This window comes from Bacillus sp. FJAT-44742 (assembly GCF_002797315.1).
GTDB lineage: Bacteria > Bacillota > Bacilli > Bacillales > Marinococcaceae > Thalassorhabdus > Thalassorhabdus alkalitolerans.
In genome coordinates this window covers 3,522,038-3,546,188 of record NZ_KZ454936.1, presented here as the reverse complement: position 1 = coordinate 3,546,188, position 24,151 = coordinate 3,522,038, and the positions used below count along the sequence as shown (strand labels likewise).

The 24,151-nt window shown below is 39.6% G+C and carries 28 protein-coding genes, 1 rRNA gene and 2 pseudogenes; 7 read left to right on the top strand and 24 right to left on the bottom strand.

Annotation, left to right across the window (positions count from 1 at the left end):
• Positions 1 to 93 precede the first annotated feature (93 nt).
• Together CEF17_RS17565 and CEF17_RS17560 are read right to left on the bottom strand one after the other, a co-directional pair.
• Positions 94 to 1,661, bottom strand: a 16S ribosomal RNA gene (locus tag CEF17_RS17565).
• A 300-nt stretch (positions 1,662 to 1,961) separates the two neighbouring features.
• Entirely contained in the window at positions 1,962 to 2,189 is a 228-nt protein-coding gene (locus CEF17_RS17560) for a hypothetical protein (RefSeq protein ID WP_054637092.1), read from the bottom strand.
• Positions 2,190 to 2,287: 98 nt separating this feature from the next.
• Between CEF17_RS17560 and pdaB the strand changes: the two genes are divergently transcribed.
• Complete coding sequence (gene pdaB, locus CEF17_RS17555; RefSeq protein WP_100400626.1) at positions 2,288 to 3,049, top strand: polysaccharide deacetylase family sporulation protein PdaB; 762 nt, start codon at positions 2,288 to 2,290, stop codon at positions 3,047 to 3,049.
• 44 nt (positions 3,050 to 3,093) lie between these two features.
• Here the strand turns inward: pdaB and CEF17_RS17550 are convergent, their stop codons facing one another.
• Positions 3,094 to 3,702, bottom strand: a complete 609-nt coding sequence (locus CEF17_RS17550) for a KinB-signaling pathway activation protein (RefSeq protein ID WP_100400957.1) — start codon at positions 3,700 to 3,702, stop codon at positions 3,094 to 3,096.
• Between the two features lie 145 nt (positions 3,703 to 3,847).
• On the opposite strand from CEF17_RS17550, the gene gerD reads away from it, so the two are divergent.
• Positions 3,848 to 4,534: a spore germination lipoprotein GerD gene (gene gerD / locus CEF17_RS17545; protein WP_198509002.1), complete on the top strand. Its 687-nt coding sequence runs from the start codon at positions 3,848 to 3,850 to the stop codon at positions 4,532 to 4,534.
• A 72-nt stretch (positions 4,535 to 4,606) separates the two neighbouring features.
• Here the strand turns inward: gerD and CEF17_RS17540 are convergent, their stop codons facing one another.
• The 5 genes from CEF17_RS17540 to CEF17_RS17520 form a co-directional block, all read right to left on the bottom strand.
• A complete protein-coding gene (locus CEF17_RS17540) occupies positions 4,607 to 5,671 on the bottom strand; it encodes an Mrp/NBP35 family ATP-binding protein (protein WP_100400956.1) in 1,065 nt (354 codons plus the stop codon).
• Between the two features lie 170 nt (positions 5,672 to 5,841).
• Positions 5,842 to 7,614, bottom strand: coding sequence for an SLC13 family permease (locus CEF17_RS17535; protein WP_100400625.1), 1,773 nt, complete (start codon positions 7,612 to 7,614; stop codon positions 5,842 to 5,844).
• 198 nt (positions 7,615 to 7,812) lie between these two features.
• The gene (cwlD, locus tag CEF17_RS17530) at positions 7,813 to 8,529 is read right to left on the bottom strand and encodes an N-acetylmuramoyl-L-alanine amidase CwlD (protein WP_100400955.1); all 717 of its coding nucleotides are present in this window, start codon (positions 8,527 to 8,529) and stop codon (positions 7,813 to 7,815) included.
• A 66-nt stretch (positions 8,530 to 8,595) separates the two neighbouring features.
• Positions 8,596 to 9,036, bottom strand: coding sequence for a DUF2521 family protein (locus CEF17_RS17525; RefSeq protein WP_157843073.1), 441 nt, complete (start codon positions 9,034 to 9,036; stop codon positions 8,596 to 8,598).
• Between the two features lie 150 nt (positions 9,037 to 9,186).
• The gene (locus CEF17_RS17520) at positions 9,187 to 9,981 is read right to left on the bottom strand and encodes an alpha/beta hydrolase (protein WP_100400623.1); all 795 of its coding nucleotides are present in this window, start codon (positions 9,979 to 9,981) and stop codon (positions 9,187 to 9,189) included.
• 161 nt (positions 9,982 to 10,142) lie between these two features.
• On the opposite strand from CEF17_RS17520, the gene CEF17_RS17515 reads away from it, so the two are divergent.
• Complete coding sequence (locus CEF17_RS17515; RefSeq protein ID WP_054637100.1) at positions 10,143 to 10,361, top strand: hypothetical protein; 219 nt, start codon at positions 10,143 to 10,145, stop codon at positions 10,359 to 10,361.
• A gap of 59 nt (positions 10,362 to 10,420) precedes the next feature.
• Here the strand turns inward: CEF17_RS17515 and CEF17_RS17510 are convergent, their stop codons facing one another.
• The 4 genes and pseudogenes from CEF17_RS17510 to CEF17_RS17495 all read right to left on the bottom strand — a co-directional run bounded on the left by CEF17_RS17510 (position 10,421) and on the right by CEF17_RS17495 (position 14,486).
• A complete protein-coding gene (locus CEF17_RS17510) occupies positions 10,421 to 11,317 on the bottom strand; it encodes a DUF6671 family protein (RefSeq protein WP_100400622.1) in 897 nt (298 codons plus the stop codon).
• A 169-nt stretch (positions 11,318 to 11,486) separates the two neighbouring features.
• Positions 11,487 to 11,552, bottom strand: a pseudogene (rpsI, locus tag CEF17_RS17505) (30S ribosomal protein S9); the annotation flags it as partial.
• A 548-nt stretch (positions 11,553 to 12,100) separates the two neighbouring features.
• Positions 12,101 to 13,381 carry a hypothetical protein gene (locus CEF17_RS17500; RefSeq protein ID WP_157843072.1) on the bottom strand — a complete coding sequence of 427 codons (1,281 nt, stop codon included), beginning with the start codon at positions 13,379 to 13,381 and terminating at the stop codon, positions 12,101 to 12,103.
• 64 nt (positions 13,382 to 13,445) lie between these two features.
• Entirely contained in the window at positions 13,446 to 14,486 is a 1,041-nt protein-coding gene (locus CEF17_RS17495) for an HNH endonuclease (RefSeq protein WP_100400620.1), read from the bottom strand.
• Positions 14,487 to 14,751: 265 nt separating this feature from the next.
• Here CEF17_RS17495 and CEF17_RS21090 point away from each other — a divergent pair.
• Positions 14,752 to 14,995, top strand: a pseudogene (locus CEF17_RS21090) (IS110 family transposase); the annotation flags it as partial.
• Between the two features lie 78 nt (positions 14,996 to 15,073).
• Here CEF17_RS21090 and CEF17_RS17485 read toward each other — a convergent pair.
• On the bottom strand, positions 15,074 to 15,262 hold the full coding sequence (locus CEF17_RS17485) for a hypothetical protein (protein WP_100400619.1): 189 nt from the start codon (positions 15,260 to 15,262) through the stop codon (positions 15,074 to 15,076).
• Positions 15,263 to 15,558: 296 nt separating this feature from the next.
• Between CEF17_RS17485 and CEF17_RS20700 the strand changes: the two genes are divergently transcribed.
• Positions 15,559 to 15,720 (top strand): tyrosine-type recombinase/integrase, encoded by a 162-nt coding sequence (locus tag CEF17_RS20700; protein WP_100400618.1) that lies wholly within the window; start codon positions 15,559 to 15,561, stop codon positions 15,718 to 15,720.
• Between the two features lie 270 nt (positions 15,721 to 15,990).
• Here CEF17_RS20700 and CEF17_RS17475 read toward each other — a convergent pair whose 3' ends face one another.
• From CEF17_RS17475 to CEF17_RS17440, 8 genes are all read right to left on the bottom strand, one after another.
• Entirely contained in the window at positions 15,991 to 16,344 is a 354-nt protein-coding gene (locus CEF17_RS17475; protein ID WP_100400617.1) for a hypothetical protein, read from the bottom strand.
• Positions 16,341 to 17,033, bottom strand: a complete 693-nt coding sequence (dcd, locus tag CEF17_RS17470) for a dCTP deaminase (protein WP_100400616.1) — start codon at positions 17,031 to 17,033, stop codon at positions 16,341 to 16,343. Before dcd ends, CEF17_RS17475 begins: the two co-directional genes overlap by 4 nt.
• A gap of 244 nt (positions 17,034 to 17,277) precedes the next feature.
• Positions 17,278 to 17,502, bottom strand: a complete 225-nt coding sequence (locus CEF17_RS17465) for a hypothetical protein (protein ID WP_100400615.1) — start codon at positions 17,500 to 17,502, stop codon at positions 17,278 to 17,280.
• Between the two features lie 145 nt (positions 17,503 to 17,647).
• Positions 17,648 to 18,058 (bottom strand): COG3415 family protein, encoded by a 411-nt coding sequence (locus CEF17_RS17460; RefSeq protein WP_100400614.1) that lies wholly within the window; start codon positions 18,056 to 18,058, stop codon positions 17,648 to 17,650.
• A 57-nt stretch (positions 18,059 to 18,115) separates the two neighbouring features.
• The gene (locus tag CEF17_RS17455) at positions 18,116 to 18,994 is read right to left on the bottom strand and encodes an ATP-binding protein (protein ID WP_100400613.1); all 879 of its coding nucleotides are present in this window, start codon (positions 18,992 to 18,994) and stop codon (positions 18,116 to 18,118) included.
• Positions 18,995 to 19,008: 14 nt separating this feature from the next.
• Positions 19,009 to 19,854 carry a replication protein gene (locus CEF17_RS17450; protein WP_100400612.1) on the bottom strand — a complete coding sequence of 282 codons (846 nt, stop codon included), beginning with the start codon at positions 19,852 to 19,854 and terminating at the stop codon, positions 19,009 to 19,011.
• Positions 19,855 to 19,868: 14 nt separating this feature from the next.
• A complete protein-coding gene (locus CEF17_RS17445) occupies positions 19,869 to 20,150 on the bottom strand; it encodes a helix-turn-helix domain-containing protein (RefSeq protein WP_100400611.1) in 282 nt (93 codons plus the stop codon).
• A gap of 70 nt (positions 20,151 to 20,220) precedes the next feature.
• Positions 20,221 to 20,436 carry a helix-turn-helix transcriptional regulator gene (locus CEF17_RS17440; protein WP_100400610.1) on the bottom strand — a complete coding sequence of 72 codons (216 nt, stop codon included), beginning with the start codon at positions 20,434 to 20,436 and terminating at the stop codon, positions 20,221 to 20,223.
• 98 nt (positions 20,437 to 20,534) lie between these two features.
• Between CEF17_RS17440 and CEF17_RS17435 the strand changes: the two genes are divergently transcribed.
• Together CEF17_RS17435 and CEF17_RS17430 are read left to right on the top strand one after the other, a co-directional pair.
• Positions 20,535 to 20,924 (top strand): helix-turn-helix domain-containing protein, encoded by a 390-nt coding sequence (locus CEF17_RS17435; RefSeq protein ID WP_100400609.1) that lies wholly within the window; start codon positions 20,535 to 20,537, stop codon positions 20,922 to 20,924.
• Between the two features lie 51 nt (positions 20,925 to 20,975).
• On the top strand, positions 20,976 to 22,142 hold the full coding sequence (locus CEF17_RS17430; RefSeq protein ID WP_232725540.1) for a site-specific integrase: 1,167 nt from the start codon (positions 20,976 to 20,978) through the stop codon (positions 22,140 to 22,142).
• Between the two features lie 124 nt (positions 22,143 to 22,266).
• On the opposite strand, the gene rpsI (CEF17_RS17425) is transcribed toward CEF17_RS17430, so the two are convergent.
• From rpsI (CEF17_RS17425) to truA, 3 genes are all read right to left on the bottom strand, one after another.
• Positions 22,267 to 22,659, bottom strand: a complete 393-nt coding sequence (gene rpsI, locus CEF17_RS17425) for a 30S ribosomal protein S9 (RefSeq protein WP_054637103.1) — start codon at positions 22,657 to 22,659, stop codon at positions 22,267 to 22,269.
• A gap of 21 nt (positions 22,660 to 22,680) precedes the next feature.
• Complete coding sequence (rplM, locus tag CEF17_RS17420; protein ID WP_100400607.1) at positions 22,681 to 23,118, bottom strand: 50S ribosomal protein L13; 438 nt, start codon at positions 23,116 to 23,118, stop codon at positions 22,681 to 22,683.
• 292 nt (positions 23,119 to 23,410) lie between these two features.
• Positions 23,411 to 24,148 (bottom strand): tRNA pseudouridine(38-40) synthase TruA, encoded by a 738-nt coding sequence (gene truA, locus CEF17_RS17415; RefSeq protein WP_100400606.1) that lies wholly within the window; start codon positions 24,146 to 24,148, stop codon positions 23,411 to 23,413.
• Between the last annotated feature and the right edge of the window lie 3 nt (positions 24,149 to 24,151).

Below are 24,151 nucleotides of genomic sequence, written 5' to 3'. Positions count from 1 at the left end.
TGAGAGTTATCCTCTCAAAACCGAATGAAAGTCAAAACGTCCGGCCAGGACCCGAAGGTCCCGGTCGTCGATTCGGAAAAAATTACTCCGTAGAAAGGAGGTGATCCATCCCCACCTTCCGGTAGGGATACCTTGTTACGACTTCACCCCAATCACCTGCCCCACCTTCGGCGGCTGGCTCCTAAAAGGTTACCTCACCGACTTCGGGTGTTGCAAGCTCTCGTGGTGTGACGGGCGGTGTGTACAAGGCCCGGGAACGTATTCACCGCGGCATGCTGATCCGCGATTACTAGCGATTCCGGCTTCATGCAGGCGAGTTGCAGCCTGCAATCCGAACTGAGAATGGCTTTTTGGGATTGGCTAAACCTCGCGGTCTCGCAACCCTCTGTACCATCCATTGTAGCACGTGTGTAGCCCAGGTCATAAGGGGCATGATGATTTGACGTCATCCCCACCTTCCTCCGGTTTGTCACCGGCAGTCACCTTAGAGTGCCCAACTGAATGCTGGCAACTAAGGTCAAGGGTTGCGCTCGTTGCGGGACTTAACCCAACATCTCACGACACGAGCTGACGACAACCATGCACCACCTGTCACTCTGTCCCCCGAAGGGGAAGACCCTATCTCTAGGGCGGTCAGAGGATGTCAAGACCTGGTAAGGTTCTTCGCGTTGCTTCGAATTAAACCACATGCTCCACCGCTTGTGCGGGCCCCCGTCAATTCCTTTGAGTTTCAACCTTGCGGTCGTACTCCCCAGGCGGAGTGCTTAATGTGTTTACTTCGGCACCAAGGGCATCGAAACCCCTGACACCTAGCACTCAACGTTTACGGCGTGGACTACCAGGGTATCTAATCCTGTTTGCTCCCCACGCTTTCGCACCTCAGCGTCAGTAACAGACCAGAGAGTCGCCTTCGCCACTGGTGTTCCTCCACATATCTACGCATTTCACCGCTACACGTGGAATTCCACTCTCCTCTTCTGCACTCAAGTTCCCCAGTTTCCAATGACCCTCCACGGTTGAGCCGTGGGCTTTCACATCAGACTTAGGAAACCGCCTGCGCGCGCTTTACGCCCAATAATTCCGGACAACGCTTGCCCCCTACGTATTACCGCGGCTGCTGGCACGTAGTTAGCCGGGGCTTTCTGGTCAGGTACCGTCAAGGTGCCGCTCTATTCGCACGGCACTTGTTCTTCCCTGACAACAGAGCTTTACGATCCGAAAACCTTCTTCACTCACGCGGCGTTGCACCGTCAGGCTTTCGCCCATTGCGGATGATTCCCTACTGCTGCCTCCCGTAGGAGTCTGGGCCGTGTCTCAGTCCCAGTGTGGCCGATCACCCTCTCAGGTCGGCTACGCATCGTCGCCTTGGTGAGCCGTTACCTCACCAACTAGCTAATGCGCCGCGGGCCCATCTCACAGTGTTAGGATAAATCCCAACTTTTACAAGAAGATCATGTGATCTTCTTGATTATCCGGTATTAGCCCCGGTTTCCCGGGGTTATCCCAGTCTGTAAGGCAGGTTGCCCACGTGTTACTCACCCGTCCGCCGCTCATTCCACAAGCTTTGCCCCGAAGGGCGCAGCTTGCTTCCTGCGCTCGACTTGCATGTATTAGGCACGCCGCCAGCGTTCGTCCTGAGCCAGGATCAAACTCTCCGATAAAATGAAGATGTTTGAAACTAACTTAACTTACTTTAATAGAAATTAACTGACGTTTGACTTTCATTCGATTTTCAAAGGACAACTTGTCCGCCGTTTTTTGGCGACTTAATTATCATAACACCTAAACAACCACTCGTCAATAACTTTTTTTGCAATTAATTAAAAGCAGTGGAGCTGATTGCGTCGGACTAATAATATATCATCTGGTTATTAAAGAGTCAACTATATTTTAAAAAGAAATTCACAGCAAATCATAACCCTTTTTAATTCATAAGGAAGCCCCTGCCCCCGTTTTGGTGATTACTTGTGCACTCTCTTTTTTAAAGGCTTGATATATCTCACGCAATCATTTGGATGAGCGAACCGGCGGTAGAGCCCAAATATCAATTTGTACTTCTCTTCCATTGCTTTTTTCACTCTGTCATCTATACGAGAATCTGATAAATCAAGCAGCAGCTCTTCTAACTCCCTCTTTAATATGTATTCCATTTCCTGAGCTTCTTTTCCGTTAATTAATAACCCAAGCATTTGTCCACCTCTTTTATAAAAGTAAAGTCTACTCATATCTTGTCCTCACCTGCATAAAATTATGCTAAGTGACCAGACGGAAGGGGAGCTCCTTTGATATGAGACACATTTGGGTTCTAAATGGCAAAACACTTAAGTATTATGCTCTTGCCACAGTGGCAGCCTTATTTGCTGCCAGCTTCTTATATGCAAGTCAGGCATATATACCGGCTTTTTCTACTGATGAAGGGCCAAGGGCTTTCCATAGAGCAGAGATTGATGAAAAAAAGGCCGCCTTAACTTTCAATATCAGCTGGGGTGATAAACGTGCCCTGCCTATACTTGAAATTCTTGCAGACCACAAAGTAGAAGAAGCAACATTTTTCGTCTCAGCCTCCTGGGCAGAAAGGCACCCTGATATTTTAGAAAAAATAAATGAGGCAGGATACACCATCGGCAACCACGGTTACCAATACGAGCATTATACAGAATGGGAAGAAAGTGAAATGATGCGGGATTTAAATGAAAGCCATCGCAAATTGAAGGAGGTAGGAGGAATCGAACCAGTCTACTTCCGCCCCCCTCACGGAGATTTTGATGAGAGAGTGCTACAAGCTGTAGATCGATTCGGCTATTCTACAATTCATTGGAGTGTTGGCGGCAGTGATTGGAAAAATCCAGGAGTTGAAACAATTGTAAAAGATATTACAGAGAACACAGAACCTGGTGATGTGATTCTTCTCCACGCTTCAGACTCAGCAAAGCAGACCCATAAAGCTCTCCCTGTGATTCTTAATGAGCTCTCTGAGAAAGGATATCAACTTGTTTCATTAGAAGAATTAATTACAGATGGTGAAGCGGAAACTCAAGAAATTAAGTAATAAAAAACAGCCATTTTCCAAGAGGAAAAATGGCTGTTTTTATATTATGCTTTCTCTTTGTGGTCTCCTGTCAATCGGTGAAGGGTCAACAACTGCCACGTATTTGCTGTGAGAAGCGGTGCCAGGTAGATCCAGAGCCACTTGGAATCATTTACTGTTCCAACTGTTAACGCCGGAATCCACTCAATCGTTGTAATAACGTACATGAAAAAAAGAGCCGGGATAAACGTTCTTTTATTCGTGTCTCTCATTTTAAAGTAAGCAACAATTATACTGTACAGCAAGAGTAAGAAAGGCATGATCATATAACCAAAGATGGTTTCATCTCCGTCAGCATAAGCTAAGTATCTAAAATAAATGAGATCAAATAATACAAATAATATAAGAATGACTTGGATTCTATTCCACAGCTTGACGGATTTAAATAACCCTAAAGCCAAACGATGAATAGTCAAATAAGCAAAGAAACCCATTTGAGCCACCAGGCTTATGGCTGCACTAATACCCAGCATCCAAAGCAGGCCAAACAAAAAATTCAAGAACCCGCCATCTAAGTACGTATCTAAATCTAATAACACACCAACTATTGCGCCGCTTATTGAGCCAATAATCAGCGTAGTAAAAAACAAATAAACTACTTTCCGAGTATTCAACGCCATCCGCTCCCCTTATGTTCTTACCGTAATGATTTTATCAATCGTTTTGGTAAAAAGCTACCTTATATACTTGTTGTGCATATTTTTTCACATCTGCACTCATATTAAAGACAACTACACTACTGAAAGGAGCGTCCACGTGATGAAAGGTCTTCAAATTTTATTTATCCTTGGATTGCTCGCCGCATTTGCCTCCGGGTGCGCCACTGTGGAGGGAGGAGAGAACCACGGTGATTATGAAAGTACAAAAGAAATGCTGGTGGACTTATTAAAGACAGATGAAGGAAAGGCAGCCGTAAGAGAAATATTAACTGATGAAGAAGTAAGACAAGATATTGTAATGGAACAAACTTTCGTTCAAAGTACGATCCAAGACACCTTAGTATCTCCCGAAGGTAAAGCATTTTGGCAGGAAACAATGAAGGATCCTGAATTTGCTCGGGCACTGGCAGAGAGTATGCGTCAGGAGCACGAAGAGCTCCTTCGGCGTATGATGAAAGACCCTGAATACCAGGCTGTTCTGTTAGAGTTATGGCAGGACCCGGAAATGGATGATAACATTTCTGAGCTCTTACGAAGTAAAGAACACAAGCAGCAAATTATGAACGTAATGACAGAAGCATTTGAGAGCCCCTTCTTTCTTGCAAAGCTCCATGATATTCTAACCGAGGTTTCTGCAGAACGCTTAGAACAGGAAGCAGCTGATCAAGAACAGCAGGAGCAGCAGGAACAAGAACAGGAAGAACAGGAAGAAGATCAGGAAGAACAGGAAGATCAGCAAGGAGAAGAGGGGGAACAGCAGCAAGAAGATGAAGAAGAACCCCAATAAATTATTTACCGGCTCTAATTAAAAAGGCCCCACCTGTTAAGGTGAGGGCCTTTTCTATAGAAGAAAGTCTATTTACTTTCCTGCCTTTTCAATCACTTTTGAAGCGATCTCATGATAAATCTGGCCGATCTTATCGTCAGCGTCATACACGGATGGAGCAAAATCTTTTTCATCTATTTCAGGCTGCCCTAGTGGGATACGACCAAGAATGTCTGTTTTTAGCTCTTCGCTCAGTCTTTCTCCGCCACCTGTTCCAAACACATATTCCTTCTCGCCAGTCAGCTTACTCTCAAAGTAAGCCATGTTCTCCACAATACCAAGGATCTGGTGGTTTGTTTTAATAGCCATTGCCCCCGCTCTCGCAGCAACAAAAGCAGCTGTCGCGTGAGGAGTAGTAACAATGATCTCCTTGCACTCTGGAAGCATCGTGTGAATGTCTAAGGCAACGTCCCCAGTGCCAGGAGGAAGATCTAAAATAAGATAATCAAGTTCTCCCCACTCTACTTCATTAAAGAAGTTATTAAGCATTTTTCCAAGCATAGGTCCTCTCCAAATTACCGGAGCATTATCTTCAACGAAAAATCCCATGGAAATCACTTTTACTCCAAAACGCTCAACAGGGTAAATTCTTTCTTCTACCACAGTGGGACGTTCTTCAATCCCCATCATATCCGGCACGCTGAATCCATATATATCTGCGTCAATAATTCCAACTTTCTTGCCCTGCCTTGCTAAGGAAGTGGCCAGGTTTACGGAAACGGTAGACTTCCCTACGCCACCTTTCCCGCTTGTTACAGCAATAAACTGTGTCTTATTCTCTTCAGAAAGAAGAGACGGTCCTGAAGTAGCAGCTGGCTGTCCTTGCTCCATGCCTCCATGCTGACTTATTTCTTCTTTTGTCAATTCATCAAAACGGAGGCCGACAGACCCTGCCCCTGCTCCTTTCACAGCGCTTACAATTTCTTGCTGCACTTTCATCTGCTCAGAAGTACCCGTTCTGGCTAATGCAACTTTCAAACTGACGTTATCCCCTTTAATCTTCACTTCTCTGAGACCGCCGGTTTCAACGATATTTTTATTTAGGTCAGGATCATTTATTCCTTTTAAAGCTTCAATCACTTGTTCTTCTGTAAGCAACACGGACACCATCCTTTGACTTTAGAAAATCTTACTATGTATAGCATACCTTTTCTCCCCTGTATTTTTCAAACAGAAAAAACACCAGCTTGCATGAATTATGCCTGGCGTTTTTTCAACTCTCTGCCTTATGACGGAAAAACAAAGAGCTTCCTTCGCCAGGAAAGCTCTTAAAACCAAACTATATTTACAATTACAACTGTCACAACCATATAAAGAAGGTTAAGAGGAATACCTATCTTCAAATAGTCAGTAAAACGATATCCACCCGGCCCATAGACAATAAGGTTTGTCTGATACCCTATAGGAGTGGCAAAGCTGGCTGAGGCTGCGATAGCAATGGTGACAAAGAAAGGTACAGGATCAACTCCAAGCTGGGTTGCCATGGCAAGGGATATAGGAAACATGAGTACGGCCGCAGCGTTGTTTGTAATGATTTCTGTAAAAACCGAGGTGAGAAAGTAAACAACCAAAATAGCCCCGATGATCCCCGCTCCAGCCGTAAGCTCTACAAAATGTTGAGCAATATAGGCAGCTGTCCCTGTCTGCTCCAAAGCTATACCTATCCCTATTGCACAAGCAATAAGAATAAGAACGTCAAATTGAATATACTTTTTTGCACCTACAAAGGTAATCGTTTTTGTCAAAAACAGAGTCAGAGAAGCAAGGACAGCCGCTTCAAACATGGAAAGCACATTAAAAGCCGCTAACAAAATCATGACAACCATTGTTACTCCAGCAATCACGGACTTTTTTGAGTCCATGATTTCCGGCTCCTCCAACGGTGAAACAATATAAAAATCATTTGTGTTAGACCACTTATTTACAAAGTCTTTATTTACGAGAAGCAGTAGTGTGTCCCCCGGCTTTAATTTAATGTCTCCGACTTTACTGTTGATTCTCTCATCATTTCTATGAACGGCAACTATACCTGCATCGTATTTACTGCGAAACTTTATTTCTTTTACCGTTTGATTCATCAAAGAAGACTGATGTGACACCACCGCTTCTACTAAGGAAGAGGTGCCGTTTTGAAGGTCTTCAAGTACAAGGCTGGTTCCTGTTTCCACCCTTAAACCCTTGATATTTTGCAAATCCACGATGGTTGAAAGGAGCCCAGTAAAAATCAAACGATCGTTTGTTTTAATTTTATGGTAAGACGGAACGGGAACGATTCTTTCCCCGTTTCTAATCAGCTCGATGAGATAAAGGCCATTTAAGCTTCTTAGGCCGGCCTCTTCTATTGTTTTCCCCACTAAAGGTGAATTTCCTTCCACAACTGCTTCCGCCAAATATTCCTTGGAGCTCTCATCAAAAGACTCTTCAGAGGTTTTCCGGTTAGGCAATAGCTTGTATCCAATCGTAATCATAAACAAAATCGCTAAGATACTTGCAGGAAGGCCTACAATTGCAAGCTGAAACATTGAGAATCCTTCAAGCCCCTGCTCAAGCATAAAACCGTGGATAACCAGGTTAGTGGAAGTGCCGATTAATGTAAGAGTCCCTCCAAAAATCGCTGCGTAAGACAGCGGAATTAAAAATTTTGAAGGTGAAATATTTCGTTCTTGGCACCACTTCCGAACAACAGGGGTAAACATGACAACGATCGGGGTATTATTTAAAAAAGCAGATAATCCTGCAATAGGAAGCATCATTTGAAAAAGGGATTTTTTAGGCCCTTTGCCAGACCCCAACGCTTTTGTGACCACCTGGTTAAGCATTCCGCTTTGTTTAATTGCCCCGGCTATAATAAATAGGAGAGCAACAGTGAGCATGCCCTCGTTTGCAAATCCTCTTAGAGCATCTTCCGGCGCAAGTATTCCGGATAGTAAAAGAACAGCCAAAGCTGTAAAAACAATAAAGTCCGGTCGGGCTATTTCTCTTACAAGGCAAATGAGCATGATGAAAACGACTGCCAAGACAAACCCTATTTCAAATGTCACTTCTCTCCCCCCTCTCTTCCCTGCAAGTATCTTTACAATTCTTATTAGTTAAGTTGGAATTACCGTTTAAAAAATACTGCTGACTATTTCAACCTTAATCAGCAGATGAATATTAATATCATATTATTCTCACAAATACGATGTGTCAAGTAGGTTTTAAAAATAAAAAAAAGCTTTCGAAAAGAAAGCTTTTCAGATTTACTCCATTTCTTCCCCAGAATAATAACGAAGGAGCCCCTGATAAATAGAAGCCGATACTTTATCCTGGTATTCTTCTTTGCTAAGCATGGAAGCTTCTTGTGGATTCGATAAAAATCCAACTTCAATAAGCATCCCTGGAATTGCTGCTTTATCAAGAAGATATATATTGGAAATAGGCTTTGCCTCACGCTTAGTATTTTCTAAATTTCTCGTCAGCTCTGCTTGCACGAACTTTGCAGCTATTTCATTATCAGGTACTGAGCGGTTATAAAACGTTTGTGCCCCGCTCCATTTTGGTGATGGTATAGAATTCAGATGCAGAGAGATAAACATGTCACTGCCTGTTTCATTAATAAGCTCCACTCTTCTTTTTAAATCGGATACTTTTCTGTTACGGTATCCCTTTACGTCTTCTGCGGCTAAATCATGATCCCCTTCTCTTGTCATAAGGACCAGCGCTCCTGATTCCTGAAGATAATCTCTAAGCTTTAATGAAATATCCAAGGCAATATCTTTTTCTAATAAACCACTTTTAGCTACAGCTCCTCCATCCACTCCTCCGTGTCCAGGATCGAGAATTATTATCCTGCCGGATAGGGGGAGCTGCCAGGTAGATAACGAATCGTCGCTATCCCAGTATATTTGTATAAGCCATCCAATGACGGCACAAGCTATAATGACGAAAATCCCGATTAACCATTTTTTTACGCTCATAAGCCGCCCGTCCCCTTCCTCCATGCTTGTTTCATCTATATGAAAGGACGAGCAGGCTTATTCTTTTTATTGCAAGCGTAAAAGCAATCTTGTTTTTCCAGTTTCAAATCCCTTTTCCCACCAGTGGACAACAAAACCATCTACCGCTTCAAACATTTTTTCTTCTTTTGCTTGTGGGTCATGGACCCAGCCATACATAAAGTTATATAGTTCTTTCACAAGAAACTTCACTTCCCTGTTTGCCCGTTCTTTAATGGAAATGTCATCTTCTCCCCTTACTCCTAAACGGCTGTATTTTGCCCCAAGCAGGAAAGAATCAATAGCCAGGTCTACGCAGGCATCCTCCATAAAAGAATATTGAAAATGAAAATTCGGGAACACAGGAATGAAAAATGTTTCTGAAATGGATTGTATATCCTTAATAGACAAAGTGCGAAGTATTTTTTTTTCAAAATCCCATTCTTTCTTTCTTCGCCGCTCATTTAATGAAACGATTGTATTGCTCACTTGCATCCCCTCCTTGCCTTTATTATTTGAAAGGAGAGCCACTGCATGCAGTGGAAAAGAAGGAGGATTAGTGGCCGTGGAGGTGAAAATTAACCAATTATGAACCAAATAAAAAACGGGGGAAGTCCCCCGAACACGTGTGTTTTCCTTTTAGATTTGTATGGTTGCTTTTTGCTGCGTCCAGATAAGGGATGTCTCAAATAATTCTTTTTCAAAACGGTAACTTGAAAAAGTATGATCCGCTCCTGAAATATAAGACCATTCGACCGTTCCTTTTTGTCTTTCTTGAAGAGCAGATGCATATTTAGCTGTATTTTCTCTTGGGACATCTTCATCCTCTTCCGCATGAATAAGGAGGACGTTTTTTTCAAACCTCTTCACTGCTTTTAACGGGTCAAAAGAAGTTAAGGACTGAAAAAAGGGAGTCTTTAGATAAAAGCCGTCATAATCATAGGCTCCTTCTTTTTCTGCAATGATTTCTGCTTCCTTCCCAACAATGGATACAATGTCCTGATAAGGATCCGCAACCGGAGACCAGAGAATGAGACGAGATACCCTTTCGTCCTCTGCTGCCGTTAAAGAGGAGACTGCACCCCCCAGACTATGACCAATTACTGTGATGTCCATTTCATCTACAAAAGGCAAGTTACTAACGTAATCAAGAGCACCTTTGACTTCCCGGATTTGCCGGGTCAAAGTAATTTCTCCGTAGTCGCCTTCACTATCGCCACACCCGCTGAAATCAAAACGAAAAACAGTAAATCCCTCATCCGTGAACTTCCTTGCTGCCTTAACAAACATTCTATGCTCCCCCACTTTGCTACCTACAAAACCGTGAACTAACACTATAGCTGGGGTTTTTTCTTCCATCTTTTTATCAGGAACATGAACCACCCCTGATAATGACAAGCCACCGACTGTGAAATGTACACTTTCTTCCTTCATAGTGGTCCTCACTCCTTTAATACTCCGGTTTTTGTTTAATTTTATATTAAGTATATTATTCTTATTTGTCAACTTGGAATTAAAATGCTATTTATTTTGTTACATAAAATACTTGCCCCCAGCTTATCCTAATAGAAATTCAGTTTGAAGGAGGGCAAGCTATGAGATTTGATGTGTCTCTTGTGTCACGGGTAAGCGAGGATATAGAGGATTCTGCAAAAAGACTGAGGGAAATTGTAAATTCTCCACAGGAGCTTTCAGCGGAGCTTCAAAAAATTGAAAGCTGTGTTCGTTCTCTGCAATCTTTATCGGAGGGTCAGAATCAGGCAGGGGCCAATGCTGCCAATGCCCAGCATGCCCCAGACCAAAATCAGACCTAAGAAAAATGAACGTGCAAATCGATTCTCCTTTAACCACTGGTCAGACTTTATACCTGTAACTAAGGATTACAAACGTGACAGCGGAGAGGATCTTCGTACTCCTTTCCCTTCGGACATTGCACTTCATGTTTGTAACTGCATTTTTTACAGCTGTACACGTGAGCAAGCAGTGATTCAGTAGGAAACCCGCAGCCTGCGCAAGGTAATCCTTTCTTATGTTCAGTTACTTCAAAGCCAGGGGCTGAACAAGAAGGACATAAAGAAGTAATCTTAGATACAAGATCCTTTGCAGCAAGTTCGATATTTTTCATGCGGGTGGGGTTATACATAGCCCTCATGTCTGTTTCAATGCTCAGAAGCTTTGAAGTCTTTTTCCAAAAACCAAATGATGTATTAGTCGGCCTGTAAAGACTGTCTACTGCTATTTTCAGCTGTTCAGTGCTTGTGATTCCTTTGATGATGTCTTTACTTTTCCTACTGTCAGTACTTCTTTTTACAATGAGGCCATGCTCTGGAAAACCAGCCGACTTCGCAAATTCTTCAGCTTCCTTAAATGATGCGATCTCTTTTTGGGCAGCGTTCGTGTTGCTGTTGGCAGCATAGCCGATTATTTCAAATCCCTGTTTTTGGTCAATACATACTATAAGCTCTCTGTTATAAGGCACGTGGGAAAAAACGGGGTGAGCTCCAAATGATCCTTCGCTGGCTATTCCGATATCTAAGCCCGTTTGCTTCATCGCAGCCACTGCTTTTTTTCTTGCTGCCTCAAGCTGGTCCCCCGCTCTCTTTACTTCTTTTGTAAACGTGCCAAAAGAATCTGAATTAAAGGATTCAGGAACAACTGCTTTAAGTGCAAGCTCACGTTCAAGTATAGGGGCAATCACTTTCTCTTTTTTATGCATTGTGGCTATCACACATTTACGGTTTAAAAAAAGCTCTTTAACATCCTCATTCATATTCTGCTGATTATCTCCTTGTAAAAAAATATATCCGTTTGTTTAATTATATCCTGGATTCCACTCCTTCCCTATTATATGTGTGAGCAAAAATAAAAAGCTTATGAAAATATCCAGATAAGAAAAGACCCCCAACCATTTTGGTTGAGGGTCTTGGAATGTAGATATATTAACGCTTTGAGAACTGAGGAGCACGACGAGCTGCTTTAAGACCGTATTTCTTACGCTCTTTCATTTATATATTAAATAAGAAGAAAATGGCAACAAATTTTTTTGCAAAAAGCCTTATTTTATAGGGCTTTTTTGCTTTTTATAAAAATGCATAATATATCCTTATATATGTTTCGTGGTCAGAATGTGGTCAAAATTTAAAATGACTTTTCATAATAAAGATAAACTTTTCAGTTTTTTCGTAAAAAACCAGAGCTATTACTGAGAAAATAGACCACTCCATTCTACTGCAAAATTATTCTTTAATAAAACTATACTGCATAAAATGGGGTAAAGTTTTCAATCTATTATTGAAAAAAAGGATGTGTAATAATGGAAGAAAAGCGTAATCCAATGTGCCAATGGTCTACAGGAAATCTAATTTTAACTGTAGAAGATAAAGGACCTTCCTATTGACGGAGCCTCAGTCGAAATTAGCGATATGGAAGCTAATTTTATTGCAAATTTACAAACAGATAAATTTGGTAAAATGTCAGCTATTGAATTACCTGCTCCATCTAAAGAAGATTTGAGTAAAAGTTAATTTCACAATGCTTTTTTGTAAAACTTATACTATTTCCAAGGAAGTTCATCATATTCACCTTCCCATGAAGGGAATTTTAGTCTATTGGTAAATATCCCCCCATACCCAATTAAATTTAATAGAAGCAATTCTGTATAATACATACCTAACTGGTTTATTAAGAACTTATCATGTATCACGTAACTTTCCATACGTGAGTTACGTTTAGGGTGTGCTATATTATTTCTGAATTTCACTAATAAATGAGGACCAGAATCAAAGTGGTTACTAAACTTCTTGTGTTCACCATTTAAGTCCGTTTTTATTGAAAGTTCATCTAATATTGTTTCTAGATTTTTTTGAAAATTATTTTTATCGAACTGTGTTTTACTAATAATTTGAGGTGTTTGCTGTGTCAGTAAAACAAAAGATAGTTTTTCTAGTGCGATCTGAGAATTTATGGTTTTATTTTCTATAAATGTGGCGTTTAATGCTTCAACATACCAATGTACTGTTTCTTTTATGATTCTTTTCAAAAACTCATCATTAAACTTAAAAGCTAAACTATGGAAGAGATCTTCAATTACACTACCTTTGTGTTTAGGAAACCAGTTGGGCACCTCGCTGTAGGGGCTCATTAATGGTACTGAAAATTCTCTATATTCCTCTCCCTCTTTGGTTTTACCTATTTTTATTGGCATACCTATATGTCTACCTGCACAAAGAGTAAAAATCCATACAAATATCTCTTCAATTTCATTTACCTCTGACTTTTTAAACTTACTTCCATCTTCTTTTTCTATTTTTATTATATGAGTAATATTGTGTCCATTTCTATCCTTCAAGTGGGGAAAGATCCCTCTATCTTTATAATCATGACGAAGCTGCAAAGTTATTTTCCAGTCCTCATGCTCAATTGTAATTCCACCGTTATAATGATAATTACCTTTAGTAACGCCTTCTCCAAGATATTTAATGAAATTGTTTACATGAATGTAATAACTGTCCATATAAATATCTTTCTCATCTTTCATTTGGTATAATACCATTCCTTTAGCCAGTTGATTATGTTGTACTAGATCTAAACTTGCTTTTGTTGGTGACATCCCTGGAACTTCTAAGACTATTTCTTCATCATCCATGAGTGTATGTATACTTACTTTTTGAGACTCACCTTGAAATCTAATTGCTGGTTTTGGATAAAAATTCAACACAACAGAACCTATTAATTCTACAACCTGATTCTTGCTCAATAATTTAAAACTACCTTCAAAAATTATAAACTTATTATTTTCCGTAAAAAAAAGGGACTCAATAGCTTGAGTTGACAAATCGATCTCCACCTCTTTATATGGAACCTTACTTGTAGGACAAACAGGTTCACCTTCTACTATTTTAACTATAAAGCATAATGAGATCATCTTCAGAGATCTGTATATTACATTTTTCAATTCGACTCTCTCTTTTTTTATATAATAGTTTTAATAAATTCGTCTTATCTTTTAAGGTAGCGTGATGAAGTGCTCGATGACAATTAGGACAAAGAGAAACGACATTAGCAGCTACATCGAGACTATAATCAAAAGAATCCTGACAGGAAATTAGGATCAAGTGATGAGCCTCAACATAATTTTCCCCAGTTACTTTAGATTTAAATGTTGTGTGCGTTGGATCAATTTCACATTTATAATCTGCCTTTATTATTGCACTTAAGGCTGTCTTAGGATCCCTATACCACTTACCACTACTAGTAGCTCCTGTTCTTTTTACTGGAAACTTTGGAGTATCTGAGGGTTTTGTAATTCCAATAGATGGTGTACTTTCAATCTCGCTTTGATATTCTTCTTCACTTTTTGCCTCGACCTTAGTAAAAGACCTAGTCCTAACCTTTTTACCTGTGAGAACAGAATCGATAGCTTTTTCTACAGTTCCATATTTACTAGCTGCCCTTTTAATCCTATCTTTTGATATTGAATTAAAAGACTGAGGACTATAATTTCCCGGATAACCAAATAAAGGATTGAAATCACTAGGAGAGACATCAATTCTTTGTACATCAATCAAAAAATAAATAAATTCAAAAATCGGCCCCCCTGCCTTTGCAGGTGGCCAAGCTTTTTCTGCTAAGTCTTTACTTTGTATCTTTGTAAGAACTACAGCCAGATAAGCATACTTACCTGAATTATAAAGAATTACTTTATCGCCAGCTTTCATCTTTTTCCAAGTTCTTTCATTGTTAGGTCCAGTTTTGGCTCCCCACATCTGGACCTCCTTGTCTAAGCCTGCATCCTTTAACTCACTTAATACAAATGGGTCTGAAGATGAAATTAATCTGTGATGCTTATGTATGGGATACTTCTTTTTAATTGTTTCTTTTAAGTTTCCCTTTGCAACTTTGTCTGAACCTTGTCCTGCTGGAACGAGAAACCATCCCATATATCCACCCACCCCCCTTAAAAATTCATTTATTCAAAACTATTCTCTTAAGCTATGGATAATAGTACAAACCATTTTTAATATAATTGGTCTTTATTTCTTTAATAATAATCCATCTATATATCATTTCTATTTGATTAGTATTTTTCCTGCAAACCTATTATTTCCTCATTGGTTAGCAATTTATTCTTTTAGTGAGTAACAATCAAATCTAAGGAGGAAACTCTTATATGATGTTTAAAAACAAAACAAACAAAATCAACTAATCGAAAGAATTTCTGCCAAGCACAATAGTCGGTGTAGACATTGCAAAACAACTTCATGTGCCACGAGCTGTAATTTACCGTAGTATTGTTGGTTATTTTCTGGCGTTTGAAAACAATGAAAAAGGGTTCACTAAATTTTTAGAGTGGATAAATGACTTAAATCAACCGACCGACCATTATTGGTTACCCCTATCCAAATGGCTATATAAAGAAGTAGTAACAGTTAATCCTCATATTATTAAAATAAGAATAAACTATATAAAAGAATAGAATTTAGGGATTTATACTCACCCCTATATTCTTTATTCTTTTTAGGAAAATTTAAATACCGCTGATATTTGCTCCTGCAACTACATAAGTGCCGCTATCTTTCTCGATTAGATCCTTTTCATTTACGTAAATCGTGTAGTCATCATGATCCTTACTAAGCGCAGTCCATACCTTAAACTCTTCTCCCTTTTCTTTTAAATCTAGATTAGGTTTATTTGTGTACCTCTTCACAACAGCCATTTAATTTATCCCTCCCATTAATTCTAGTTAGATTTTATCTTCTCTTAATTAGTATGGGCTATTTAAAAAACCCCATATCTATATTTTCTCAACCGATGCAACAAATTTGCCTAGAACGAAGGTGGGCAATTTCGATTGGTTTGCTCTGCCGTCTTTTAAACTAAACGAAAATATCTTACTTGCTCCTCCTCGCTATGAAAATCTCCGTTTGCTTTTAAATCTGCTATGGAGGGTGATACTCCATGTGTTAGAAACCGGATTACGATTCATGGGTTACCTCATCACATGCATGTCTCCTGTTTGAATCAGGAACAAGTATAAAAGAAGTTCAGGAGCGGTTGGGGCACTCTGATATTAAGGTGACAATGAACATATATACTCACGTAACAGATTACCTTAAAGAACAAACAGCACAAAATTCCAAAGCTATATTGAATTATAAGAAATGGTCAAATTAAAATTTTTCATAAAAAGCCCCCCAACCATATTGGTTGAGAGTCTTGAAAAGCGATCATATTAACGCTTTGAGAACCGAGGAGCACGCCGAGTTGCTTTAAGATCGTATTTCTTACGCTCATAAGAGAACGGGTGTTCAGCTACTATCACCCATGCTCAAAACGTTGATTCTTTTTGTCATTTACGATTCAGGGAAATCACCTTAAAGCATGATGTGTGCTAGTTTTCTGCTAGTATCCTTTTTTTGCTGGGCAGGCAGGGAGAGGGGAAACTCATTCTTGTGAGAAAGTGAAAAAAGAATAAATGCCTAATGCTAACATAGAGAGTATTACTGTGAATGTCCAAGCTTCCTGGTTCACTGATATAGCTATACCGGTAGTCGTGAACAGATTTCCTCCTAAATAATAGAATCTATACTTCTTTTTTCTTTTAGCTTTAGGGGAATCTTTTTCTATTTCCTCTCTGAACGCATCTAATATCTTATCGACTTCCTTGTCGATATTTCCCTGGCTTTTCAATTCCTCGAGAATTGAGTCGGCAATTACTTCAGAGCCTTTTCTAGCCATCAATGCTTCTTTTGTTTCTCTTTCTGTGTGACGGCGTACAATTTCTCTTAGATTAGTCATTTAGAATGTCTTTCTTCCCACTGTTTGATTCCTAAATCCGCCAAATCGTTTGCAGTAGACTTTATTTGCCCCATCAAATAATTGCCCAGATCACCTGCGACCCTGTCGGAAACTTCACTTACTCCCTTAATTCTTAAAAAATCTTGAATTTCTGAATCCAAATGAAGCTTAGAAATACTTACGTTCTCCGAGTCCATATATTTTGCGTCCTGCTTTTCATAAGGCTTCCACGGTTTTGTACCGAGTTCAAACAGGCCGATTTGACAGCATTTAATTCCCGGTACCAGTTTAATCGGCGTATTCGTGCTGTTAAATGCTAAAAGTGAAATTTTACCTCTGTAACCTGGATTCATATAATGAGCCGGACTAATTATAAGACCTAATGACTTCACACTGTACCTCTCATAAATCCTTGCAGATTTATCCTCGGGAACTTTTATAAATTCTGAAGTTTGAACCAGAACGGATTGTTTTGGCTGCAGCATGTAATCATCTTTAGTCAGATCGATTGATTTATAATGATCCTCCGTTACTTCTTTTCCCATGATGATCGGTTCATCGGAAACGTACTCTTTAATGAGATTATCCAGGGTGAGGTCTATGGTAGCGCCTTCACAGTTATCTGGGTTATAAGGGTTCACGAATTTATCACTCCTTGCCAGCGCATCTAACTGCTTATCACTTAACATAGTAATTCCTCCCCTCCTAAGTATAGTTAATACCCTAATTATCGCTTGAATCATCTTAAAGAATCAACAATTATTTATTGCAATTTATGCACAGTGTAGATCGGTATGTGCCTACTCTGCTTATAACCTTCTCCAAGAAATTTCGACAATCCTTTTAATCAACAATAAAAGACAAAAGAAGACAGTTCTTATAATAATCCCTCCTTCTCATCGATTCCCTTCTGATCACAGTATTCTCGATTGACTACGCTTGATTGCACATATACCCTATTCTCTGATCGATAGCCATAATACTAGGAGAAATAAAACTATCCAACTTTTCTTCTAAGTGATGATCGATGAAATACTGCAACCGATCGAGCATAGAAAAAAGGTCATAATTAGCTACACTGTCTGCCCAGTTCCACCTATTAGCGGTTTCCTCTTCCACGAGAACTTCTGTTACCTCTTGAACATTCAGATCCAGCACCCTGCCACTCCCTCTCTCCGGAAATTGTGATAGAGGCAATACAAATGTAGCTTCTTAAACTTCAGAGCTCATAACAGATAATAAGCGAAAAGCCGTGCTGAGGCACGGCTAGAATTGGTCTTGTTTTGGTCTTGTTTTGGTCTTGTTATGGTTTCCAAGTAACGGTGTTAGTTGTACCCACCAAATCATCAACCGCGTTACTTTCTCCTTTAAATGAAACCTCAATCTGCTCATGTTTTAATTGGTTTAGTGTTTTACTGAAGATCTCTAAAAGCTTGTCTGTTGGGACATCTGAATAGTTGCGGTTTACTAACTCTTCTTTAATTCGCTCAATTTGTTGTCCCAACAGTTTAATTCTTGCTGCTTTAGTGAGGTAAAATTGTTCTTGTAAAGCTTCCAACTCGATGGCCTTCAGATTTTCAATTTCTGTTAGATAAGTCTTGGACCATTCTATCAGTGTGGATTTAGCTACTCTAAGCTCTTTAGAGATATTATTAAAGCTTTTACCTTTTGCCCTCATTTCTATAAACCGCTGCCTAGTGTTGTTATCCTTCACACCAAACCTCCTATGCCTACCTGGATTTTTATTCTCGTATTCATATTCATACCTTCCTTACTTGCCCTGATACTTCTTCCGAAAATCTTCAGTAACAAGCTTTATAAAGTTAGTCCTGTGATGCAACCTACTGTAAACCCGCTCGCCTACAGCACTTGGTAAGTGCTGTTCATTAAAATTGCTTGTATAGATTGTTGGCTTGCCTACCCTAAGGTTAACAATCTCAAACAATTTGTTCTTACTCCAATCAAACTCATCTTTACTTCTTGCTTCTGAGCCCAAATCATCCAATACCAAAAGCTCAAACTTTCTTAAGTCGTTAAATATTCCCTCCTCTGTTTGTTTAGAACCCTTTTGATATGTGGATTTTATTTTAGAAAGGAGTGTCCCTGTTGTTAGGTGCCCCACTAATATTCCTTTTTCTTTAAGAGTTCTTGCTACCGCCGTTGTCAAATGAGTCTTGCCCGTCCCAGGATTCCCCATGATCAATAAATTGGATCTCTTCTCCTGGGCTAGAGAGTGGAATGTTTTAACATAGTCCATTGTGGTCCTTTTAGCTTCATGGAGGGTACCTTCATTACCGACCGTAAAGTTTTTAAAGCCTGCATTCTTTAGGTCTTCTGGAATAAACCAATACTCTTTCTCAAATCGCCTGTTTAAATGTTCATTTGATTTGATTTTATTCCTTTCTAGAACCCTGGCTAATTCCTTTTGTTCAGTACAAGCCTTACATTTTATTTCTAATTCTTTACAAGCCCGCTTCCACTCTTTTTCCCCGTGTATTCTATACTCGGGACTGTTTGCTTTTCCCCTACACACAATACATACCTCCTCAGCCATTCTTGCTTCATAATCGTTACGATTTTGAAGCTCTTCTACATAATGTTTCATACTCCGCTTAAATAAATCAGATAAGGCTGTAGTTACTTCATTCATCAATTTAACACCACCTAAAAAGGAAATTCTTTTTCAAGGGCATTTATTTCCTCTATCTCTTGTCTTGTTGGTTGCTTGTTCATTGACCCAAGAAACATGTTATTAAGAGCTGGTATATCTTCGCTTTTCTTATTTTTAACCTTAGAATCAAATTTGGCGTTGTATTCTTTCACAGCAGCCAATGTATAAAGTTCTAAATTGTGAATGTTTTTCAGGATTGACTCAATATAAGCTGCTGGCTTTTTTGGTGTTTGAAGTTTTGCTCTTTTAATCGTTTCACATATAATTTCTTCCGGTTCCTGAAACTGACTTTTTTCAACCCAATAAGTAAAGTTCTCGGCTAAAATCGACGGGGGAGTCCCAAAAAATTTTTCATATTCCAAAAAAGGGACAGGTTTTTCTGGTAGATGATCTTTTTCTTTAAATTTTTTTTTGTTTCTTTCTTCCTTGTCTATTTCACCGTAGCTTTTATCGACACTTTGACCACTGGCTCCGTTGTTTGAAACACCAGAGGTTATTTCTCCTTTCTCGGTTTTACCAATGACTGTTTTACCAACCCACTCGTCATGGTTTTTATTAAAAGAAACTTTCCTATAGCTACCAGGCTTAATTTTTTGGAAAATTACTCTTCTCCCTTCTAACCTTTTTAATTCGCGTTGTATTTGCCGTGAATCGCATCCTGTAGCTTGACTCAGAAAACTCAGTGATAAATCATGTTCGTTACGATGAAAACCATAAGTAAACCGCCAAATTATAAAAAGTACCCGGTACTGTGTAGGACTTAGTTTAATTTTGCCCATCTCTTCTAATATTTCGTTAGCTATTTTTGTATAGCTGTTCTTTTGCTGAACCTTAGTCATACCCTCTCACCTGCTTAAGAATAATGTCTTGAATTTTTACGCATCCATTCACTTACTTCCCAACGATTTAAGCGAATGACTTGTCCTCTTTGAAAATAAGGAATTTCTCTACTTGCGATCATATTTCTAACAGTGGGAACACTGACTTTCAAGTAATCAGCAGCTTCGTTTATGGTCATAATTTCTTCTTTTGAATACTCCCCTAGTACTTCTGCCCACATCTCTTGTAAAGCTTCCTTTAATTCTGTTCGGTTAATTAGAATTGTGTCTTCTGGTAATTCTAATTTAAAGCTCATCAACTACACCTCTTCTTTTACCAATTAATTTAGGCATCTATCCCCCAACCTCTTATGTTGCTTATCCCCTTTATTGCTCTTCATGGTTTACAATGTTGCTAAAAAAAATATCACTTGGATTCTTACTTAATTCTTTACAAATAACTGACACAGTTGTAACCGTTGGATTGCTCAGACCGTTTTCTATTTTGCTTATTGTAATACGATTTAGTTTAGTGCGTCTGGCCAACTCTGAAATAGACATCCCCCGTTTAGTTCTTGCTTCCTTCAGTCTGTTGCTATTCAAGATTTACACCTCCTACAATAAGAGTATATACTATAGTTTGCCACTTTGTAAACCATGATGTACAATGTAAATGCAAATAAACAAAAAGTGGTGGTTGTATGAATGATTTTGGCAATTATTTAAAAGAACTAAGAGGAGAAAGATCTTTAAGAGATGTACAAAAAGGAACTGGTATAAGTCATACCTATTTAAGCACACTTGAAAAAGGTTTCGACCCACGAACAAAAAAGCAAAGGAAGCCAACACCTGAAACATTGAAAAAACTAGCGTCATATTATGATATTTCATATACTACTTTGCTAGAAAAAGCAGGGTATATAAGCTTAGAAGCAAGTGTAAAAACAAAAGCTGATACAAGTGGAGATCTTAGTGTAACTTTAGACCTGTTTAATTTATTAGAGGGGGAGCGAAAGGTTAACTTTAAAAGAAAGCCGCTTACTAAAGAAGAAAAGGAAAAAATACTTTATTTTATAGAAAACAAGTTATAATCAACTACACCAGCCACAGGTGCTAAAAATTAGAAAGACTTTGCAAATGAGGTGGATAGATTGGCGTCATATAAAAAATATCAAACAAAACAAGGACAAAAGTGGCTATTTAAAATGGACACAGGTCGAAATCCTCTAACTGGGAAAAGACAGACAACGACACGAAGAGGTTTTAAAACAAAAAAAGAAGCACAGGCAGCCGCATTAAATTTGGAGCAAGAATTAACTACTGGGACTTTAATTAACAATAGTAACCTAACTTTTAATGAGGTATATAAACAATGGTATGCTGATCACTCAAGGACGATTAAAAAGAGTACACAAAAAACAATACAATCAAAATTTAATAAACATATATTACCCCGCTTCGGAAACTTGAAAGTTAAAGAGATAAATAGAGCTTACTGCCAGAAAGTTATTAATGAAATTGCCGCTACGATTAAATCAGTTAACGATATTAAAATTCAGATTAATCAAGTGTTTAAATATGCTCTTAAAATGGATCTAATAAACAAAAATCCTCTTGAACACGTAAGCATACCTAAAGAACAGAAAGAGTTACTAAAGGACCATTATGATTTAAGTGAAGAAGAACGTAATTATTGGACCAAAAAAGAAATACGACAGTTTTTATCAATAACCCAAGCGGAAACATCAATACGTGATCAAGTGCTCTTTCACCTTTTAATTTATACCGGAGGGCGTAAGGGGGAATTACTAGCTTTAACTTGGGATGACATTGACTTTGAGGTTGGTTCTCTTCGCTTAGGGAAAACCCTTTTTTACGACCAGGGTGAATACCTCTTTCAAACGCCCAAAACGAAAAAATCAACAAGATTAATTAGTTTAGATACATCTACCCTTAATTCACTCAAAAAGTTACGTAAGGAGCAAATAGAAGCCAAATTAGCCGCTTTTAATTCTAACAATGAGAACAGGATAGTATTTACGAGGGGGGACGGTTCTCCCTTACGTCTTGCATACCCAAATGAAAAATTAAACATCCTTATAAAAAAACATAACCTTCACCGGATTACGATTCACGGGTTACGTCATACACATGCTTCTCTCCTGTTTGAAGCAGGAGCAAGTATAAAAGAAGTTCAGGAGCGGTTGGGGCACTCTGATATTAAGATGACAATGAACATATATACTCATGTAACAGATTACCTTAAAGAACAAACAGCGGCAAAATTCCAAAGCTATATTGAATTATGAAGTGGTCAAAGATCTATTTCGTGGTCAAAGATCTATTTCGTGGTCAAAATGTGGTCAAAATAGAATTTTAGCATAAAAAAGACCCCCAACCAGTATCGGTTGAGAGCCTTTGAGGCGTTGATAATTAACGCTTTGAGAACTGAGGAGCACGACGAGCTGCTTTAAGACCGTATTTCTTACGCTCTTTCATACGTGCGTCACGAGTTAGGAATCCAGCACGCTTAAGTGGCTGACGGAAGTCAGGATCCACATCAAGAAGCGCGCGAGCGATACCGTGACGGATTGCACCAGCTTGACCAGTGAAGCCGCCTCCGTTCACGTTTACTTTTACATCATATTGACCTTCTGTTCCAGTTTCGTTTAAAGGCTGCTTTACAACAAGCTTTAACGTTTCTAGATCAAAGTACTCGTCCAAGTCACGGCCATTAACAGTAATGTTTCCGTCACCAGGTACAAGGTGAACACGAGCTACAGAATTTTTACGACGACCAGTACCGTAGTATTGCACTTGTGCCAAAGTTAATACCCTCCTTTTTTATTATCCGCGAAGTTCGTAAACTTCTGGTTGTTGTGCTTGGTGCTTATGTTCCGGACCTGCATATACGTGAAGCTTCTTCCCTTGCTGGCGTCCTAGGGAGCCTTTTGGAAGCATGCCTTTAACCGCAAGCTCAATAAGTCTTTCTGGCTTCTTGTCACGCATTTCTCCAGCAGTAGTCTCTTTCAAACCACCTGGATGTTGGCTGTGGCGATAGTATTTCTTATCGCGAAGCTTTTTACCAGTCAAGTGGATTTTCTCAGCATTGATGATGATAACATTGTCACCAGTATCGATGTGAGGTGTGAATTGAGGCTTGTTCTTACCGCGAAGAATAGATGCAACTTCACTAGCAAGACGACCTAATGTTTGACCTTCAGCGTCAATTACGTACCATTTGCGTTCTACTTCGCCTGGCTTTGCCATATATGTTGTACGCATCGATGTCCCTCCTAAATCTTTCAATTATTAACGTTCGTCTATTTAACGTTCGTCTATTTAACAATCATCATTTACGATTCATTCCGATTCCCGGGGCTAGTGGGAATTTGAAATGCCAAATAACATCATATAATATATGGAACCCAATGTCAATGCCTGTACACCAGGATGAGTTGCTTTTTTTCAGGTGCCTGGCACCTTTTCTGGTCCTAATCAAGAATTGCTTCTGTAGCAAGCGTTTTACGCATTCCCCTGTTACACTTTCATTACAAAAGAGGAAGGTGCCAGGCACCTAATAAACTACTTCCCAGAGAAACAATCCATGTCCTGGCACAGTTGGTCCGGCAGCTTCCCGGTCACATGCCCGAATAGCAGCTCCTACACTCTCAGGACTCCGCTTCCCTTTGCCTACTTCAAGCAGTGTCCCTACGAGAATCCTTACCATGTTATACAAAAAGCCGTTCCCCCTGAACACGAAGATGAGCTCATCACCCTCTTGAAGAACCTCTGCTTTAAATATGGTGCGCACTTTATCAATGACATCAGTATTGGCGGCACAGAAAGAAGAAAAGTCATGCCTTCCGATTGTTTGACTGACTGCCTCACGCATAGCGTTTATATCAAGTTGATCAGGAACATAGTAGGTGTAGTGCCGTCGAAATACATCCTTTGCGGGTCCGGTCAGCACACGGTACCGATATTCCTTTTCTTTTGCCCCGTAACGGGCATGAAACCCGCCTTCCACATATTCAGCTTCTTTAACCTGAATATCTCTCGGCAGAAAAGGAGTGAGCGCCTGGGCCCACTTGTCTTCTGGTACAGCAAGGGGAGTGTCGAAATGAACGACCTGGCCGTATGCATGGACGGTGGAGTCTGTCCTTCCTGAGGCTGTAACCTTTGTCTTTTTACCTTTATGAATCTTTTCAAGAGCATCTTCAAGACAGCTTTGAACCGTACGCTGTCCGGGCTGAACCTGCCAGCCGGCAAAATGAGTGCCGTCATATGCTATTTTACATTTCACTCTTCTCATATG